Annotated in this window: 10 protein-coding genes and 1 pseudogene; 7 read left to right on the top strand and 4 right to left on the bottom strand. The window is 68.5% G+C overall.

The annotated features are described in order from the left end of the window. Positions 1-158: 158 nt before the first annotated feature. Entirely contained in the window at positions 159-986 is an 828-nt protein-coding gene (locus WMF11_RS37140; RefSeq protein WP_437903904.1) for a hypothetical protein, read from the bottom strand. A gap of 406 nt (positions 987-1,392) precedes the next feature. Here WMF11_RS37140 and WMF11_RS37135 point away from each other — a divergent pair, with 406 nt between their 5' ends. The 5 genes from WMF11_RS37135 to WMF11_RS37115 all read left to right on the top strand — a co-directional run bounded on the left by WMF11_RS37135 (position 1,393) and on the right by WMF11_RS37115 (position 6,792). Next, on the top strand, positions 1,393-2,622 hold the full coding sequence (locus tag WMF11_RS37135; protein WP_437974115.1) for an efflux RND transporter periplasmic adaptor subunit: 1,230 nt from the start codon (positions 1,393-1,395) through the stop codon (positions 2,620-2,622). After that, on the top strand, positions 2,619-3,317 hold the full coding sequence (locus WMF11_RS37130) for an ABC transporter ATP-binding protein (RefSeq protein ID WP_437903902.1): 699 nt from the start codon (positions 2,619-2,621) through the stop codon (positions 3,315-3,317). Before WMF11_RS37135 ends, WMF11_RS37130 begins: the two co-directional genes overlap by 4 nt. Continuing rightward, a complete protein-coding gene (locus WMF11_RS37125) occupies positions 3,314-4,480 on the top strand; it encodes an ABC transporter permease (RefSeq protein WP_437974114.1) in 1,167 nt (388 codons plus the stop codon). The genes WMF11_RS37130 and WMF11_RS37125 overlap by 4 nt, the downstream gene beginning before the upstream one ends. Before the next feature lie 50 nt (positions 4,481-4,530). Then, complete coding sequence (locus WMF11_RS37120) at positions 4,531-5,697, top strand: ABC transporter permease (RefSeq protein ID WP_437544284.1); 1,167 nt, start codon at positions 4,531-4,533, stop codon at positions 5,695-5,697. 207 nt (positions 5,698-5,904) lie between these two features. Continuing rightward, positions 5,905-6,792 carry a putative glycoside hydrolase gene (locus tag WMF11_RS37115; protein WP_437974113.1) on the top strand — a complete coding sequence of 296 codons (888 nt, stop codon included), beginning with the start codon at positions 5,905-5,907 and terminating at the stop codon, positions 6,790-6,792. Between the two features lie 10 nt (positions 6,793-6,802). Here the strand turns inward: WMF11_RS37115 and WMF11_RS37110 are convergent. Beyond that, positions 6,803-7,018: pseudogene (locus tag WMF11_RS37110) on the bottom strand (IS66 family transposase); the annotation flags it as partial. Positions 7,019-7,818: 800 nt separating this feature from the next. Between WMF11_RS37110 and WMF11_RS37105 the strand changes: the two are divergent. Further along, the gene (locus WMF11_RS37105; protein WP_437974112.1) at positions 7,819-10,212 is read left to right on the top strand and encodes a beta-L-arabinofuranosidase domain-containing protein; all 2,394 of its coding nucleotides are present in this window, start codon (positions 7,819-7,821) and stop codon (positions 10,210-10,212) included. Between the two features lie 82 nt (positions 10,213-10,294). Here WMF11_RS37105 and WMF11_RS37100 read toward each other — a convergent pair whose 3' ends face one another. Together WMF11_RS37100 and WMF11_RS37095 are read right to left on the bottom strand one after the other, a co-directional pair. Next, positions 10,295-12,103 carry an FAD-dependent monooxygenase gene (locus WMF11_RS37100; RefSeq protein ID WP_437974111.1) on the bottom strand — a complete coding sequence of 603 codons (1,809 nt, stop codon included), beginning with the start codon at positions 12,101-12,103 and terminating at the stop codon, positions 10,295-10,297. Next, complete coding sequence (locus WMF11_RS37095; protein WP_437974110.1) at positions 12,100-12,552, bottom strand: hypothetical protein; 453 nt, start codon at positions 12,550-12,552, stop codon at positions 12,100-12,102. Before WMF11_RS37095 ends, WMF11_RS37100 begins: the two co-directional genes overlap by 4 nt. Before the next feature lie 462 nt (positions 12,553-13,014). Here WMF11_RS37095 and WMF11_RS37090 point away from each other — a divergent pair, with 462 nt between their 5' ends. Then, positions 13,015-16,185, top strand: coding sequence for a hypothetical protein (locus tag WMF11_RS37090; RefSeq protein WP_437974109.1), 3,171 nt, complete (start codon positions 13,015-13,017; stop codon positions 16,183-16,185). The last annotated feature ends 77 nt before the right edge of the window (positions 16,186-16,262 follow it).

Raw genomic sequence — 16,262 nt, 5'->3', positions numbered from 1 at the left:
CGCGGTGCGGCGTGCGCTGGTGGAAAGCCGAGCGAGCTGCGTGACGGCCGTCCGGGGTCTCGTTCGAGCCTGCGGCGACCGGGGCGCCTCGTGCGGAACCGGCAACTTCGTTGCCGCCATGTGCAAGCCGCGGGCACCTACGAGATGCGCCGCCTCAGCTAGGCCGCCCTGGAGCGATCCACGCGGAGCTCGATCCAGGGAGAGGTCTGCTCGGCCAGGGTGCGGTAGGTGAGCGCCGCGGCGCCGACGAAGAAGAGCGCGAGCGCGGCCGGGCCGATGTCGATGCTCCCGCCCGACTCGACGGGGCCGAGCATGCTCGCGTGGAACGCGCGGAACAGGCCGAGGTGAAGCGCCGCGAGCGCCCCGCCGAGCGCGAGCGCCCAGGATCGGTGGAACCGCGCGCGCTGGGCGTGGTGGGCGACGACCGTCTCCGAAGCGACGCAGAGGCTGCCGTGCGCGGGCGCCCGGAGCACCCAGGCCCGCGCGGCGTCGCGGTACCCCTTGCCGGCGGCGCTCGCGTCGATCTCGCGGCGCACCGAGCCCGCGATGTAGATCGTGTCGCCGGGGCGAACCTCGGACACGTAGGCGGGCGCGCCGCCTCGTCTCGTCGGGACGAAGGTGGTGTCGAGGCTCAGCCTGCCGCTCGCCGGCTCGACCCGCACGGTGGCGCCCGAGGCGAGCCGGAGCGAGAACGCGCGCGCCCGCGTCTGCCACGCGCTCGGCGCGGCGCCGGCCTGGCCGCCGCACGGGATCTCGACCGCGATCACCGCGTCTCCCGGCGCGGCGTCCTCCGCGCTCACCTCGCCGCGCAGGAGCGCAAACCCCTCGCGTATCGCGCCGGGGGACGCCGAAGGGCTCCGCGCATACGCGGCGATCTGCGAGCGCCGACGGTGGTGGTGGCAGCGCCCGATCGCGATGGCGACCGCGACACCCAGCACCACCCCGGCGACCCCGTAGACGATGAAAAGGCTCGCGACAAAACCCATCGTGCCAGCGTAGACGTGCGCCGTCGGGGCGTCGAGACAGGGTGTTGGTCTCGGGAGCCCCGCGAGCGCAAGGCGCGCATCTCGCACCATCGCCGCGCTGTGACCCCGCGCCCCGCGCCCCGCGTCGACACTGACAGCGGCGCACAGCGGCGCAGGCATCAATCCGAGCGCCGCCGCACGTCAGGGAGCGCACTGCCACGGGTGAGGCGCGGCGGGCACAGCCGCGCGGCGCATTGCGGTCTGGACGGGCGGATTGCCGCGGCGGGAGGCGATTTCGATATGGAGCAAGCGCCGCTCCAGGGCGGGCGCGAGGCCGCGTCCTGCGTGTCGGGCGCGGGTAGCGCCTCGCGTCAGAAATGGGCGATAGAACTTCAACGCGACGCCGGAAGCGTGTTAAGGAGACGCCGTGTCCGACCAGCTCAGCTCGGATCTCGCCTCGCTGCGGATCCAGCGGGACGTCGATCCCGATCGGCGGAGCCCGCTCCGCACCGCCCTCGTCGCCGCGGTCGTGCTGGCGGCGGTCGCCGGCGCCGCCGCGTTCGCCCTTCCCAGGGCGCAGAGCGCGCTCTTCAAGACCGAGGTCACCACCACGGAGGTCGCGCTGGTCTCGCCGGCGCAGGCGTCGATCTCCGTGACGTCGACCGGGTACGTGGTCCCGCAGGTCGTGTCCAAGGTCGGGGCCAAGTTCCCCGGCCGCATCGCGCGGGTGCACGTCAAGGAAGGCGACGTGGTGAAGCAGGGCGACCTGCTCGTGGAGCTCGACGACGCCGACCAGAAGAGCCTCGTGGCCGCGGCCCAGGCCAAGGTCGCGGCGGCGCGGGCGCGCGCCTCGGCCTCCCGGGCGAGCATCGGCGAGGTCGAGCAGCAGCTCGCGCGGGAGCGGCTGCTCGTCGAGCGCCAGGTGACCGGCCGCGCCTCGATGGATGACCTCACCGCGCGCATGCACTCGCTCACCCAGTCGGCGGCGGCGGCCGACGCCGAGGTCAAGGCCGCTGCGGCCGACGTCGAGAGCCTCCGGGTCACGCTGGCCGACCGGAAGATCGTCGCGCCGATCAGCGGCACGATCATGTCGAAGCCGCCGGAGGTGGGCGAGGTCGTCGGCCTCGAGCTGCCGCACCTCGTCGAGATCGCCGACTTCACGTCGCTCGTCGTCGAGACCGATGTCCCGGAGACGCGCCTCTACCTCGTCGAGCCCGGCAAGCCGTGCGAGGTGGTCCTCGACGCGTATCCCTCGAAGCGGCACCGCTGCACGACGCTCGAGATCGGCAAGCGGGTGAACCGCGCCAAGGCGACCATCCCGGTGAAGGTGAAGTTCGTCGGAGAGCCGAAGGAGGCGCTGCCGGAGATGAGCGCGCGGGTGAGCTTCCTCGCCGAGGCGCTGTCCGAGGAGGCGATGAAGGAGCCGCCGAAGCGGGTCGTCCCGGAGGCCGCGGTGGTCGAGCGGGGCGGCGCCAAGGTGGTGTTCGTGGTCAACGAGGGCCAGGTGAAGATGGTGCCCATCAAGGTGGGCGGCCCCGCGCCCGGCGGGCTGGAGCTGCTCGACGGCCCGGCCCCGGGGGCGCGCCTCGTGGCGAGGCCGTCCGCCGAGCTCGCGGACGGTCAGAAGATCAAAGAGAAGGAAAAGGGGAGCGAATGACCGAGGGGTATCGCGACGGGAAGCCGAAGCCCATTGTCGAGCTGCAGGGGGTCGGCAAGAGCTATTTCCGCGACAAGGAGCCGATCGTGGTGCTCGACAACATCACGCTCGACGTCCCGGAGGGGTCGTACGAGGCGCTGATGGGGCCCTCGGGCTCGGGCAAATCGACGCTGCTGAACCTGATCGCCGGGCTCGATCGCCCGACGCGCGGCACGGCGCGCGTGGCGGGGCAGGACCTCACGCGGATGAGCGACGGCGAGCTGGCGCGCTTCCGCTCCAGGACGATGGGCTTCATCTTCCAGGCCTACAACCTGATGCCGGTGCTCACCGCGGTCGAGAACGTCGAGCTGCCGCTCCTGCTCACGAACCTGTCGTCGTCCGAGCGGCGGAAGCGCGCGCAGACGGCCCTGCGCGTCGTCGGGCTCGAGGAGCGGATGGGCCACTATCCCCGGCAGCTCTCCGGCGGCCAGGAGCAGCGGGTCGCGATCGCGCGGGCGATCGTGAACGACCCGACGATCATCGTGGCGGACGAGCCGACCGGCGATCTCGATCGCAAGAGCGCCGACGAGATCCTGGCCCTCCTGGAGAAGCTCAACAAGGAGTTCAAGAAGACCATCCTGATGGTCACGCACGATCCGCAGGCCGCCGAGCGCGCGACGGTGACGCGCCGGCTCGACAAGGGGAACCTGTCATGAACCTCGTCTCCGTCGCCGCCAGGAACGTCCTTCGCAACAAGTTCAGGACGCTGCTGACCGTGATCGGCGCGGTGGTGGCGGTGCTCGCGTTCGTGCTCCTCCGGACGGTGCTCTCGGCGTGGAACGTCGCCGCCGACCACGCCGCGAAGGACCGGATCGCGACGCGGCACAAGATCTCGTTCATCCTCCCCTTGCCGAAGCGCTACATGGACACGGTCCGCGAGGTCCCCGGCGTGACGGAGGGGTCCTTCATGAGCTGGTTCGGCGCCAAGGACCCGCGCGACGCCAACAATTTCTTCGCCTCGATGGCCGTCGAGTCGAAGACCTTCTTCAAGGTCTACGACGAGATGGTCGTCTCGCCCGAGGACATGGAGCGGTGGCAGGGCGACAGGAAGGGCGCCATCCTGGGCGACGTCCTCGCGACCCGGCTCAAGGTGAAGCCGGGCGACACGGTGACGCTGGAGGGGACGATCTACCCCGGAAACTGGCAGTTCAACGTCTCGGGGATCTACACGGCGACGCGCAAGTCGATCGACAGGTCGCAGTTCATCTTTCACTACGACTACCTGAACGAGTCGCTCCCCGAGCGGCAGCGCGACCAGATCGGCTGGATGGCCGCCCGGATCGACGACCCGTCGCGGAGCGCGGACATCAGCGCGGCGATCGACAAGATCTTCGACGAGAAGGACGTCCAGACGGCGACGATGAGCGAGCGGGCGATGAACCTGTCGTTCATGGCGATGATGTCGGCCGTGCTGACGGCCCTCAACGTCGTGTCCGTCATCATCCTTCTCATCATGATGATGATCCTCGGCAACACGATCGCCATGGGCGTCCGGGAGCGGACGCGGGAGTACGGCGTGCTGCGCGCGCTCGGGTTCGAGCCGAAGCACGTGAGGATCTTCATCATCGGGGAGGCGGCGACCATCGGGCTCCTGGCCGGGTTCCTCGGGCTCGTGGTCTCGTATCCGATCGTCGAGCTCGGGCTGGGCCGGTGGCTGGAGGAGGACATGGGCGCCTGGTTCCCTTATTTCCGGATCGAGCCTTCGACGATGGTCATGGCGGTGCTGCTCTCGATGGGGCTGTCGCTCGTCGCGTCGCTCATCCCGGCGTACAACGCCTCGAAACTCTCGGTCACCGACGCGCTCCGGCGCGTGGCGTGAGCGACCCACGCAGCCTGTCTTCGACACCCTGAAAGCGGGAGAGAGCGCTCATGATCCCCGTCGCTTACAACGTTCGAAATCTGGTGGTGCGCAAGACGACGACCCTCGCGACGGCGTCCGGTCTCGGCCTCGTGGTGTTCGTGTTCGCGTCGGTGCTGATGCTCGCGAACAGCGTGGAGCGCACCCTCGGGCGCACCGCGCGGGACGACGTCGCGATCGTGATGCGGAAGGGCTCCGACGCCGAGATGGTGAGCAGCATCGAGGAGCAGCAGATCGGCGTGATCCTCGCGAGCGCCGAGGTCGCGAAGCGGCAGGACGGCAAGCCGGACGGGGTGGGGGAGGTGATCGCGGTCATCCTCCTCGAGAAGCTCGGCACGGACGGCATCTCCAACGTGCAGGTGCGCGGGGTGCCCGACGACGTGCTCGCGTTCCGCTCGCAGGTGAAGATCATCGAGGGCCGGCCGGCGCAGCCGGGCACGGACGAGGTGATCGTGGGCAAGGCGATCAACGGCCGCTTCAAGGGCCTGTCGATCGGCGAGTCGTTCGAGCTGCGAAAGAACCGGCCGGTGAAGGTCGTGGGGGTGTTCGACGACGGCGGCTCCTCGTTGGAGTCCGAGGTCTGGGCCGACCTGCACACGACGCGCTCGGCGTTCGGCCGCGAGGGGGGCGTCTCCGCTGTGCGGGCGCGGCTCGCCTCGGCCAGCAAGTTCGACGCGTTCGAGGCGTCGATCGAGCAGAACCGGAACCTCGGGCTCGAGGTGATGCGCGAGAGCGTCTATTACGAGAAGCAGTCCGAGGGGACGAGCATGTTCATCAAGGTGATGGGCGTGCTCATCGCGGTGTTCTTCTCGATCGGCGCCATGATCGGCGCGATGATCACGATGCACTCGTCGATCGCCAACCGGCAGCGCGAGATAGGCACGCTGCGGGCGCTCGGCTTCTCGCGGTTCAGCATCCTCGTGTCGTTCCTCATCGAGTCGGTCCTCCTCGCGCTGGCGGGCGGGGCGCTCGGCGTGCTCGCCGCGCTCGGGATGAGGTTCGTGCGCTTCTCGACCGTCAATTTCGCGAGCTGGTCGGAGGTCGTGTTCACGTTCGAGCCGACGCCCGGGATCCTGCTGACGTCGGTGGCGATCGCGGCGGTGATGGGCCTGCTCGGCGGGTTTTTCCCGGCGCTCCGCGCTGCGCGGATCAGCCCGATCCAGGCGATGCGGGGGTGACCCGGGGCGCGGGGGGCTGCGCCTGAGGCATCCCCCGCAGACTCTTCGGAAAGTTCACAGGGAGACGGGGAGGTAATCTTCAAATACTCCCTGTCTCCCCGCCTCCCTGTTCAATTTCCCCAGCTGAAAAGGGCTGCGAAAGGTGCTCCGGCGCGCGCGGCGCTCCCTTGGCCAGGGACGTGCTCTCTCCTCGGCGGGGGGAACAGCATGCCCACGATCACCAAGGCGATTTACGTGAACTTCGCGGCGGGGAGGAACGTGGAGCGGTTGAATCGGCTCTCCTCCCTGGTCCAGCGGACAGAGCTGAACTCCCTGGTGATCGATATCCGGTCGGAGGGTGGCCCGCTCCTCTTCGAGCGGGACGAGGTGACAAGGGTCCAGCTGGGCGCCCTGCGCGAGGCCGGCATCTACCTCATCGCCCGGCTCGTCGCGTTCAAGGGCGGCCCGCGGGGCTGGTACGACCCGGCCTCGCAGCCGCGATGGCACGAGATCGCGGAGATCTCGCTCCGGGCGTACGACGCCGGCTTCGACGAGGTGAACTACGATTATGTGCGTTATGGCGCCGCGCGCGAGCCGCGGTCGCGGACGCCGATCGAGGAGAGGGCGCCGACGATCCGCGCTTTCTTCGAGTTCCTCCGCGTGGAGGTCGGCGATGCCGCGTCTCGCCCGATCTCCGCGGATGTCTTCGGGTTCACGCTGCTCGGGCCGCAGGACGGGATAGGCCAGCGGCTGGAGGACGCCGTGGAGCTCTTCGACTACGTGATGCCGATGCCGTACCCGTCGCACTGGGGCCCTGGCAGCTTCGGGTTCGCGAACCCTGCCCATCACCCCTACGAGACCCTGTACGCCTCGCTCTCGGCCGGCTGGCGCAGGGTGGCAGCGCTTCCCGGGCGCATCGGGCTGCTGCGCAGCTGGATCCAGGCGTTCGATCTGGACAGCTCGCGCCCCATGCAGCGGTACGAGTACACGCCGTGGCACATCCGGGAGCAGATCCGCGCGAACGACGACGCCGGCTGCGCGGGCTACGCGGCGTGGAACCCCCGCAGCCACTACGACGAGAGCGCGTTCGCCGGCGCGCCGCGGGACACGGCGTGAGAGCTCGGCCTCGACCGCGCGGGGCCCGTCGGATGCGGCGCTCCACCTCACCGTTGTCGATCTCGAACCGACCGTCAATGAAGCAGCGGTGGAAGACATTTTCTTGGTTGAGCGCATACTCCACAAGAGCGCCACCGACAATCGTGCTCTCGAGCTGCTTTTCAAACGTGCTATATCGCTCCTCGATCTCGCGCGTAGTCGCAGCGCCGATGGGCGAATCACGCACCTTTGTCTTCGATGGCCGAGCGAGCGGAGCCGTGCCGCCTCCGCCGGTGCTCGTGCCTCAGCATGACGACCCTCGTTTCGGGCAGCGCCAGCGGGGCCTCGGGGACCAAATGTGAACGTTCACAAATCTGATGTCAATTCGAAACGGCCGCCGGCGACCGCCTCCCGTCCCCAGGGCAGACAGGTCTCCTCCCGGAGCGCCGCGCAAAGAGGGGCGGGCATCGGACCGCGGTCACACTGGCGCTGCAGCACCGCCGCCACCGGCGCGCGGCGGCGCGACCTCGGGCTGGCGATGCGGGCACCACGCGCCGCGTCGCGCGCCAGCCGCCGATGCGCTGATCGGCTTCGAGCTCGTCGACCGGGCTGGCGATGATCGCGGCACGGCGCCCGCACCTCTTGCCACGGCGCTGCGGAGGAGCCCGCCACCCTCGTGATCCCTCGGGACCCAAATGTTTACGGACCTGTCGATTGGAATTGACGGCGGTCATGTGAACGTTCACATTCGCGTCGAGGGGTGTCCCTGTTGCTGCGCATTGCTCGGGTCGCCAGGCCTACCGAGGCCTTCGTCGTCTGATCGATTCTTGCACCAGCTCTGCTCGCTCGGTCGTCGCGGAAGCGATCGCTGAACGGTGGGGATGAACATCGGGCCGCGGGGGCTCCACCAGAGAACACGGCATACCGCGCTCGTTCGGCGGCTATCGTGAAAAATCGAGTGCTGTCACCGGCGACGACCGTTTGGCGCGGCGTGGTCTCGCTTTGAATTTCCTGCATACGATGCATTCGAGATCTGAAAGGAGCATCATGAGCAAGAGGATCCTGCAGGTACGGCGCTCGCTCTCGGGGGCCACCGCGTTGGCCGTATCTCTTCTGTTTGGCGTCCTCACTCCAGGGATGGCGTCCGCCGCGGACTCCGTCGAGAAGCTGCAGGAGTTCGAGCTGGACGAGGTGAGCGTCACCGACGCGTACTACCAGAACATCTCTTCGAAAGAGCTCGCGTACATCATGAGCCTCGACCCCAACCGACTTCTGGCGGGCTTCAAGGCGGTGTCGCAAGGAAAGGACCCTGGGAGCTCGTCGGGCCTCAATCTCTACGGCGGGTGGGAGGGTGGCTGGAGCCTCTTGCGCGGGCACACCATAGGACACTACATGTCCGCCATGGCGCGAGCGTACAAACAGCTCAAGAGCTCCGACGCGGAGCAGAGCGCCGCCATCGCGCAGAAGCTCGACTACACGATCGGTCAATTGAAGTCATTTCAAAACGCGAGTCCCAGAGGATACCTGTTCGCGTCGCCGGAGACGCATTTCGACGTCGTCGAGGGGAAGGCCAGCGGCTCCAGCTGGGCTCCGTGGTACACGATGCACAAGATCATCGCAGGCCTCATCGACGTCTACGAGTTCGAAGGAAATGCGACGGCCCTCGAAATCGCGAGCAAGCTGGGGGACTGGGCCTACAACCGCAGCTCGACCTGGAACGCGGACCTTCGAAGGAAGGTCCTGGGCGTCGAGTACGGCGGCATGAACGACTGCCTGTACGATCTGTACAGGCTGACGAACAACCCCAATCACCTCGCGGCAGCCCACATCTTCGACGAGGACTCGCTCTTCACGCCGATTTCTCAAGGCAACAACATCCTGCCAGGCAAGCATGCCAACACGCAAATCCCCAAGTTCATCGGCGCCCTGAACCGCTATCGAACGCTGGGCGAAAAGGAGAACTTTTACTACACCGCGGCAGAGCAGTTCTGGTCCATCGTGTTGAGGGATCATACCTATGTCACTGGTGGGAATAGCCAGCTCGAGCATTTTCACGAGCCCAGGCAGTTGGACGCGCAAAGAGACAATGTGAACAACGAGACGTGCAACGCGTACAACATGCTGAAGCTCTCGAGAGGGCTCTTCAAGGCCACGGGGGACGTCAAGTATGCCGACTACTACGAGCAGACCCATATCAACGAGATCATGTCTGCCGTCAATCCGACGAACGGAATGACGGCGTACTTCAAGCCGATGGGAACAGGGTTCTTCAAGGTGTTCGGCAAGCCGCAGGACACTTTCTGGTGCTGCAACGGAACCGGCATGGAGAACTATACCAAGCTCAATGACAGCTTGTACTTCCATGACGATACGGATCTGTACGTCAACATGTTCCTCGGCTCGACGTTGACCTGGTCCGCGCGGGGGCTGTCGTTGAAACAGACCTCCAATTTTCCTCTCTCCGACAAGGCGGTTTTCGAGATCACCGCTGCCCCGGCCGATGCGGTCACGATCAGATTCAGAAAGCCCTCCTGGGTCGCTCGTTGTCAGCCCGTGACGATCACGGTCAACGGTCAGGCATGCGACGCAACGGAGGCGGACGGCTACCTCACGGTAGGTCGCACCTGGAAGCCCGGAGACAAGGTGGAGCTCACGCTGCCGATGGAGGTGAAGGTCTCGAGGCTCCCCGATAACCCCAATGCGGTGGCGTTCGTCTACGGACCGGTCGTCTTGAGCGCCGGTCTCGGGACGGAGAGGATGCTGTCGGAGCCCCAGTGGGCATCCGAGAAGGCTACCATTCCCGCTGGTGTCGTCATCAAAGACACCATCGGCATCAACAACGGCATCACGATCAACGAGTGGATCGCCGACATCGAGAACAACTTGGTTCAAACCCCGGGTAAGGTGGAATTCACGCTCCGGAACACGGACTCCAACAACACGTTGACGTTCACTCCGCACTACCAGCGATACGCGGATAGGTACGGCATCTACTTCCGTCTCACCGGGACGGCGGGTGGAAACATCCCAGACGCCGGCGAATGCTCGCCCCCTCCTGGGACTGGCACGCTGTGCGATAGCGTCTCGCCTTCGGAGAGCGACGGCTCGGCCGGCAGCGGCTCGGCCGGCAGCGGCTCGGCCGGCAGCGGCTCGGCCGGCAGCGGCTCGGCCGGCAGCGGCTCGGCCGGCAGCGGCTCGGCCGGCAGCGGCTCGACTGGCGGCGGCTCGGCCGGCGGCGCGTCCGAGGGCGGCTCCGGTGGCTCGGGGGGCGCGGATCATGGCACCACGGACCAGGGCAGCTCGGGTTGTTCCTGCAGTCTCGGCCGTGATTCGTCGGAACGCTGGCAACTCGCCGCGCTGTTCGGTCTGGGCCTGGTCGCGTGGCGCCGGGGGAGACGTCGTGAGGCGCCGCAGGGGTCGCGGATCGTTGGTGCGCGATAAGCCTCCACATCTGCCAGCGCCCGAGTGATCTTCGCGTTGAAACCTCTCTCCGGATCCCTCGCAGGACTCCCGGTGGGTCGAACTAGACCCCGTAGACTTGCTCCACGATCGACGCGATCAGCGCCACGGAGAGCGTCACGCCGCGCTGCTGGCGCCACGCGACATGCCCGTCCGGCCGGATCAGGAGCGCGCCGTCCTGCTCGATCTGCGAGAGCGCGTGCACCGCGGCCTGGTGACAGGCAGGAATGTCGGCCGCGCCGAGCCTGAACAGCCGGACGCCGTGGCGCGCCTCGACAGCCTCCAGCGCCTCGATGTCCGCGGGCAGCGCCTCGACGGCCGCGCCGAGCAGCAGGATCGAAGCGCCGTAGTCGATCATGGAGCGGCTGCCGCGCTGTCTCCTGTTGCCATCCAGCCAGAAATGCGGGAATCGCGCGCCCGGCCGCGTCGACGGGAGGTACGACGATACCCGATCGTCGACCTCCGGCGGCCTCGTGCCGTCGCCGAGGAGCGCGCCCTCTTCGTACGTGTAGCCGAGGTCGAGCCCTATCCTGTCGAAATGCGACCTTTGCTGCGCGATGGCCGCGAGGACGCGCTCTCGCACCGAGGGATCGCGATGGTACCGCGAGAGGATGCTCTCGCCGTAGTGCTGGACCTGCCGCTCGGTCCAGGCGCGGAGCGGGGCAGGCAGCGCGCGCATCGTGGAGCTCGCCAGCTTCTCGTTGACCCATTGAGCCTCCTCGACCTCGATCCCGAAGGCCTCCGCGACCTCGCTCATCCTCTCGAAGTTGAGCCGGCTCTCGTCGCAGTTCGTCTCGATGACCGGGCGGCGCTCGGCCTCGTAGCTGTCGAGCAGGCCGGGCGCGGCCCGCCGCTCGATCACCATGGCGAGCTTCCAGGCCAGGTTGTGCGCGTCGCCGATGCCGGAGTTCATGCCGAGCCCGCCCGTGGGCGGGAAGCGATGGGCAGCGTCGCCGACAAGGAAGACGCGCCCGCTGCGGAAGCGCTCCGCCACCTGCGCTGTCATGCGCCAGTGGCTCATCGAGGTGATCTCGATATCGACGTCGTCCCGCCCGAGCGCCGCCTTGATCTTCCTCTGCATCACCTCGGGCGTGTACTCCTCGATCTTCTCGTGCGGCGTCGCCACCGGGAGGTGAAAGACCCAGCGCTTCTCGACGTGGTGGGCGATGAACACGCTGCCCGGCGCCTTCGGGGAGAAGATGAAGTAGAGCTTGCCCCGGGTGCGGACCACGCGGCGCAGATCCGCCTGAAAATAGGCGTTGACGACGTCGAGCAGCTTGTCCGGGCCCTTCATCTCGATCCCGAGGGCCTTGCGGCTCCGGCTCCCGGCGCCGTCGGAGCAGATGACGTACTGGCTCCGGACCGCGAAGGTCTCGCCCGTCGTCCGGTCCGTGATCCGGCTCGTGACGCCGTCCGCATCCTGCTCGAAGGACTCCCACTGATGGTGATGGAGCGCCTGGATCCGCGGCGACGCCGAGACGCGCTCGCGGAGGAGCTTCTCCAGCTCGACCTGCGAGAGGTTGAGGTAAGGCATGGGCGCCTCGAGGTGCTCTCGGTACTTGCGCCCGACGCCGTTGGCGCGCAGATCGATGCAGCCGAACTCCTCGCCGATCGTGCCGCAGAACAGGATCTTGGCTGCGTCCTCCTCCGGCGATGCCTCCGCGGACAGCTCGCCATGACCGAGCCCCAGCTCGTGGAGGATCTCGATCGAGCGCGCCGAGAGCTCGTGGGCCTTGGGGTGATTCTCCAGGCCCGGCCGGCGCTCGATGAGCACACAGTCGACGCCGCGCCTGGCGAGGCACAGCGCGCTCACCATCCCCGAGGGGCCAGCGCCGATGATGAGGACAGGAGCAGAGACGGCGCGATGGCTCATGTGGCAGCCCCTCTCTTGTGACACAGGGAGACGCCGGCGAAGAGCAGGGCTGCGGAGGTGCCCAGGTGCAGCATGTTCGGCGGGAGGAAGCCGAGCAGGACCCGGCCACCGGCGTCGAACTCGGCGCCGGCGGCGCTCGTGAAGACGGCCGCCAGGGTGAATCCGCCGAGTTGGAGGGCGCCCAGAAAGGCGCCTGTCCGGACACGCTCCACGGTGCGCGGCGTTGCCGTCCAGAAGAGGTAGATGGAAGCGAGCGCGCCGAGGGCGCCCGCGCTGATCTGCCAGAGCAGGTGGAACCTCGCGTGTCCGGGCCAGTCAGGGTTCCGGAGGTGATGCGGATCGAGGATGTCGATCAGCCCGGTCAACAGGCCGTAAGCGACGGCCGACAGGATGCAGAGGGCCTTGCCCACGGCCCACGCCGTGGAGGATGGCGCGCGTTCGGAGCTCATGGCAGAGGGATAAAGCACGGGAATCACGTGCACAATGGCCATGAGTGGCCACGGGGTGGCCGGAAATGGTCACGCGTTGCTGCCGCCCGCGCCACTCCCGGTGCTCGCCGATGTTCCGCTTGTTTGAGCTGTGCTCGCGGTGCTGCTGGTGGTGGTGGTGGCGCCCGTGGCGGCCTCATCGTCCGGAGCCGACGTGGACGAGGTGCAGGACCAGAGCAGGCAGCTGAGCAACCCAATCGAAATCAAATTCTTGCGCATCGGTGCGATCCCTCGGACACGGACCATACCCGAGGTGCGCCGGTCAGGGCGTTCCAGCACCGTTTGTTTGGCAAGGTTGCTTGCAAAGTGGTTCGGTGTAGGTGTTCTTTCTCCTTCCGCACGCGGGTGAACCCGGACGGGATCCAGCTTTCTCGTGAATGTCCTGTCGAGCTGGCGCAACATAGCGAGCCGGATGGAGGACGCATGTGCGCGAAGGATGAGTCGCGAGGGCGGTGGCGATCGGTCCGCGGGGCGCGAGGGCTGACAAGGACAGCTGTCCTGCTGGCCATCGCCGTGCCCGCGCTGGCCTGCGACGTCGGTGAGCAGGAGGGCTCCAGCAGCGGAGCGGGATCATCTCCGGCTACCAGCGAGGCGAGCGCAGGGGGAGTGGGCGGAAACGGCGGAGCCTGGGGCACGGGCGGCGGCGGAGCCGGGGGCACGGGCGGCACCGGAGGCACGGGCGGCGGCGGAGCCGGGGGTACGGGCGGCACCGGTGGAGTCGGGGGCACGGGCGGCGCCGGCGGTGCGGGCGGAACGGACGGTGTCGGGGGAACAGGCGGCACTGCCGGCACCGGCGGCGCTGGCGGAACGAACGGTGTCGGGGGCACCGGAGGCGCTGGCGGAACGGACGGTGTCGGGGGCACCGGAGGCGCTGGCGGAACAGGCGGTGTCGGGGGAACAGGCGGCGCCGGCGGCACCGGAGGCGCTGACGGAACAGGAGGCCATGTCTGGAGCAAGCGCTTCGGCGGCGCCCACGCGCAGGTCGCCACGGACGTCGCCATCGATCCGGACGGCGGCATGATCGTCACCGGCCACTTCGCGGGAGCCATGGATCGCAACGGCTGGCGCTCGATGTACAGCGCCGGCGGCGATGATGCCTTCGTGATGAAGCTCGTGCGCGACAGCGAAGATCCCGACTGGGCGTACATCCCCCTCTGGTCCCGGCGGCTCGGCGGCCCCGGCGGACAGCGGGCGCGCGCCGTCACCGTGGACGCCGCCGGGAACGTCGTCGTGGTCGGCGTGTTCCAGGGAACCGTGGATGTCGGCGGCGCCCCGCTCACGAGCGCCGGCGGCGACGATATCTTCGTCGTCAAGCTCGACGCCGGCGGACAGCACGTCTGGAGCCGGCGCTTCGGCGACGCCGCAGATCAGCGCGGCGAGGCGGTCGCGGCGGACAGCGAAGGAAATATCCTCATTACGGGCCGGTTCCAGGGGACTGTGGACCTCGGCAGCGGCCCCCTCGTGAGCGCCGGAGGCGACGACGCGTTCGTCGCCAAGCTCGATCCTGACGGCAATGCCGTCTGGAGCCAGCGGTTCGGCGACGCCGCGGACCAGCGCGGCGAGGCGATCGCGGTGGACAGCGCGGACGACGTCATCGTGGCCGGCGATCTCCAGGGACAGGCGGACCTCGGGGGCGGCCCGCTCGTGAGCGCGGGCGGCGATGACGTGTTCGTGGCCAGGTTCGATGCCCATGGCGAGCACCTCTGGAGCAAGCGCTTTGGCGATGCCCAGGACCAGCATGTCGGGGACCTCGACGCGCGCGAGACGGGCGAGGTGCTGTTGACAGGCGACCTGGAGGGACAGGCGGATTTCGGCGGGGGGCCGCTGGTGAGCGCGGGAGGCCGCGACGTCTTCGTGGCCTGGCTGAGCGTGACCGGGGACCACCTCCACAGCGCGCGCTTCGGAGACGAGGCCGATCAGCGCGGCAAGGCCATCGCTGCTGCGGAGGGGGACGTGACCCTGCTCGCGGGCGAGTTCCAGGGCCAGATCGATCTCGGCGCGGGGCCGCTCGCGAGCGCCGGCGGCGACGACCTCTTCTACGCCGCGCTCGACGGGAGCGGCGCGCCTCTCTGGAGCCGCCGCGCTGGCGACGCCCAGGACCAGCGCGCAGCGGGGCTCGCCTGGAAGGTCACCGGACAAGGTCCGCGGGGGATGCTCGCGGGCCGCTACGACGGCCAGTTCCAGCCAGGCGATCTCATCGAGTGCCGCGACTACAACTTCCCCGGCTGCGCCCCCGGCTGGGATGACGGCTTCGTGGTGGAGTTCGCGCCATCGACCGGCGGCGATGCGCGGCAGTGCCACCTCGGCGAAGGGAGGCAGGACGACGGCGTACAGCACTCCATCCTGGAGGTGGCAGCCGACGGCGATGGCAACGCGGTCTTCCTGGGCGCGCTCGGCGGCGCCGTGGATCTCGGCGGCGGAGAGCTCGCGCCGGGGGGGCCCGCGATCTTCCTGGGAAAGCTCTCTCCGGCCGGCGAGCATCTATGGAGCAGGGCCTTCGACGTGGGCCCGCCGGTCTCGCCAAACCCGATCCGGCGCATGGTCGTGGACAGCGCTGGCAACATCGTCGTCCTCGTGGGCGCCGAGGGAACGCTCGACATCGACCTCGGCGGCGGGCCGGTCGGCCGCGGCATCCCGACGGTCGCCATGGCGAAATACGACCCGTCCGGCGCCCACCTCTGGAGCAAGCGCTTGAGCACCGGCGGCGTCAGGTCGCTCGATGCGCTGGCGGTCGACGGCGCGGGGAACATCTTCCTGTCCGGCAGCTCCGACTCGGGCATCGATTTCGGCGGCGGCCGCGTCCCTCCTACGAACACGGTCGGCTACTATGCGTTCCTCGTGAAGCTCTCTCCGAGCGGCGAGCACCTCTGGAGCAGGGGCTTCGTGGGGACGGACTACATGCGTCCGTGGAGCGCGGCCGCTGACGGGGCCGGCAACGTGATCGTGGTGGGCGCGCTGCGGGGGACCGCCGATTTCGGCGGTGGGCCGCTGTCGAAGGCCACGCGGCGCTCGGACGACGTCTTGATCGCGAAGTACGACGCGCTCGGCAATCACCTGTGGAGCAAGAACTTCGGCGACGACGCGTGGCAGTCCGGCCGGGCCGTCGCGGTGGACGCGGACGACAACCTCTTCGTGATGGGCAAGTTCGGGTCGACCCTGGATCTCGGCGGCGGGCCGCTGTCGAGCTTGCCAGGGGCCAACGAGTCCTTCCTGGCGAAGCTCGATCCGCTCGGCAACCACCTCTGGAGCAAAGGTCTCGGGCTGCACGTGTGGGTATCGAGCATCGCGAGCGACGGGGCGAATTTGCTGCTCGGCGGCAGCTTCTATGGGTCGGGCGACTTCGCCGGGAGCCCCTTCTCCACCGGGAGCGAGAGCGACTACGATGCCTTCACGGCCACGTTGAGCGGCGCGGGCGACCTGCTGTCGGTCGCTCAGCTCCCTGGTCCCGACGTCCAGCGGGGCTTGTCGGTCGCCGCGGACGGCGCGGGTCACGTGTTCGTCGCTGGCAGCACGGTGGGGGAGGTCGACCTCGGCGGGGGAGCGCTCGCCGCGGACGGCACGGAAGACGCTTTCCTCGTGAAGCTGGCGCCGTAGGTCGAACGCACCATTGGCTGCTTCACTCCTCACGTGCACGATGACGAAGCGATGGATGCCCTGCGGGCGGCAATGAC

The sequence above is a fragment of the Sorangium sp. So ce295 genome (assembly GCF_051527405.1).
In the GTDB taxonomy this organism is placed as follows: domain Bacteria; phylum Myxococcota_A; class Polyangia; order Polyangiales; family Polyangiaceae; genus Sorangium; species Sorangium cellulosum_B.
The sequence above is the reverse complement of the archived record's forward strand: the minus strand, read 5'-3'. Positions and strand labels throughout refer to the sequence as shown.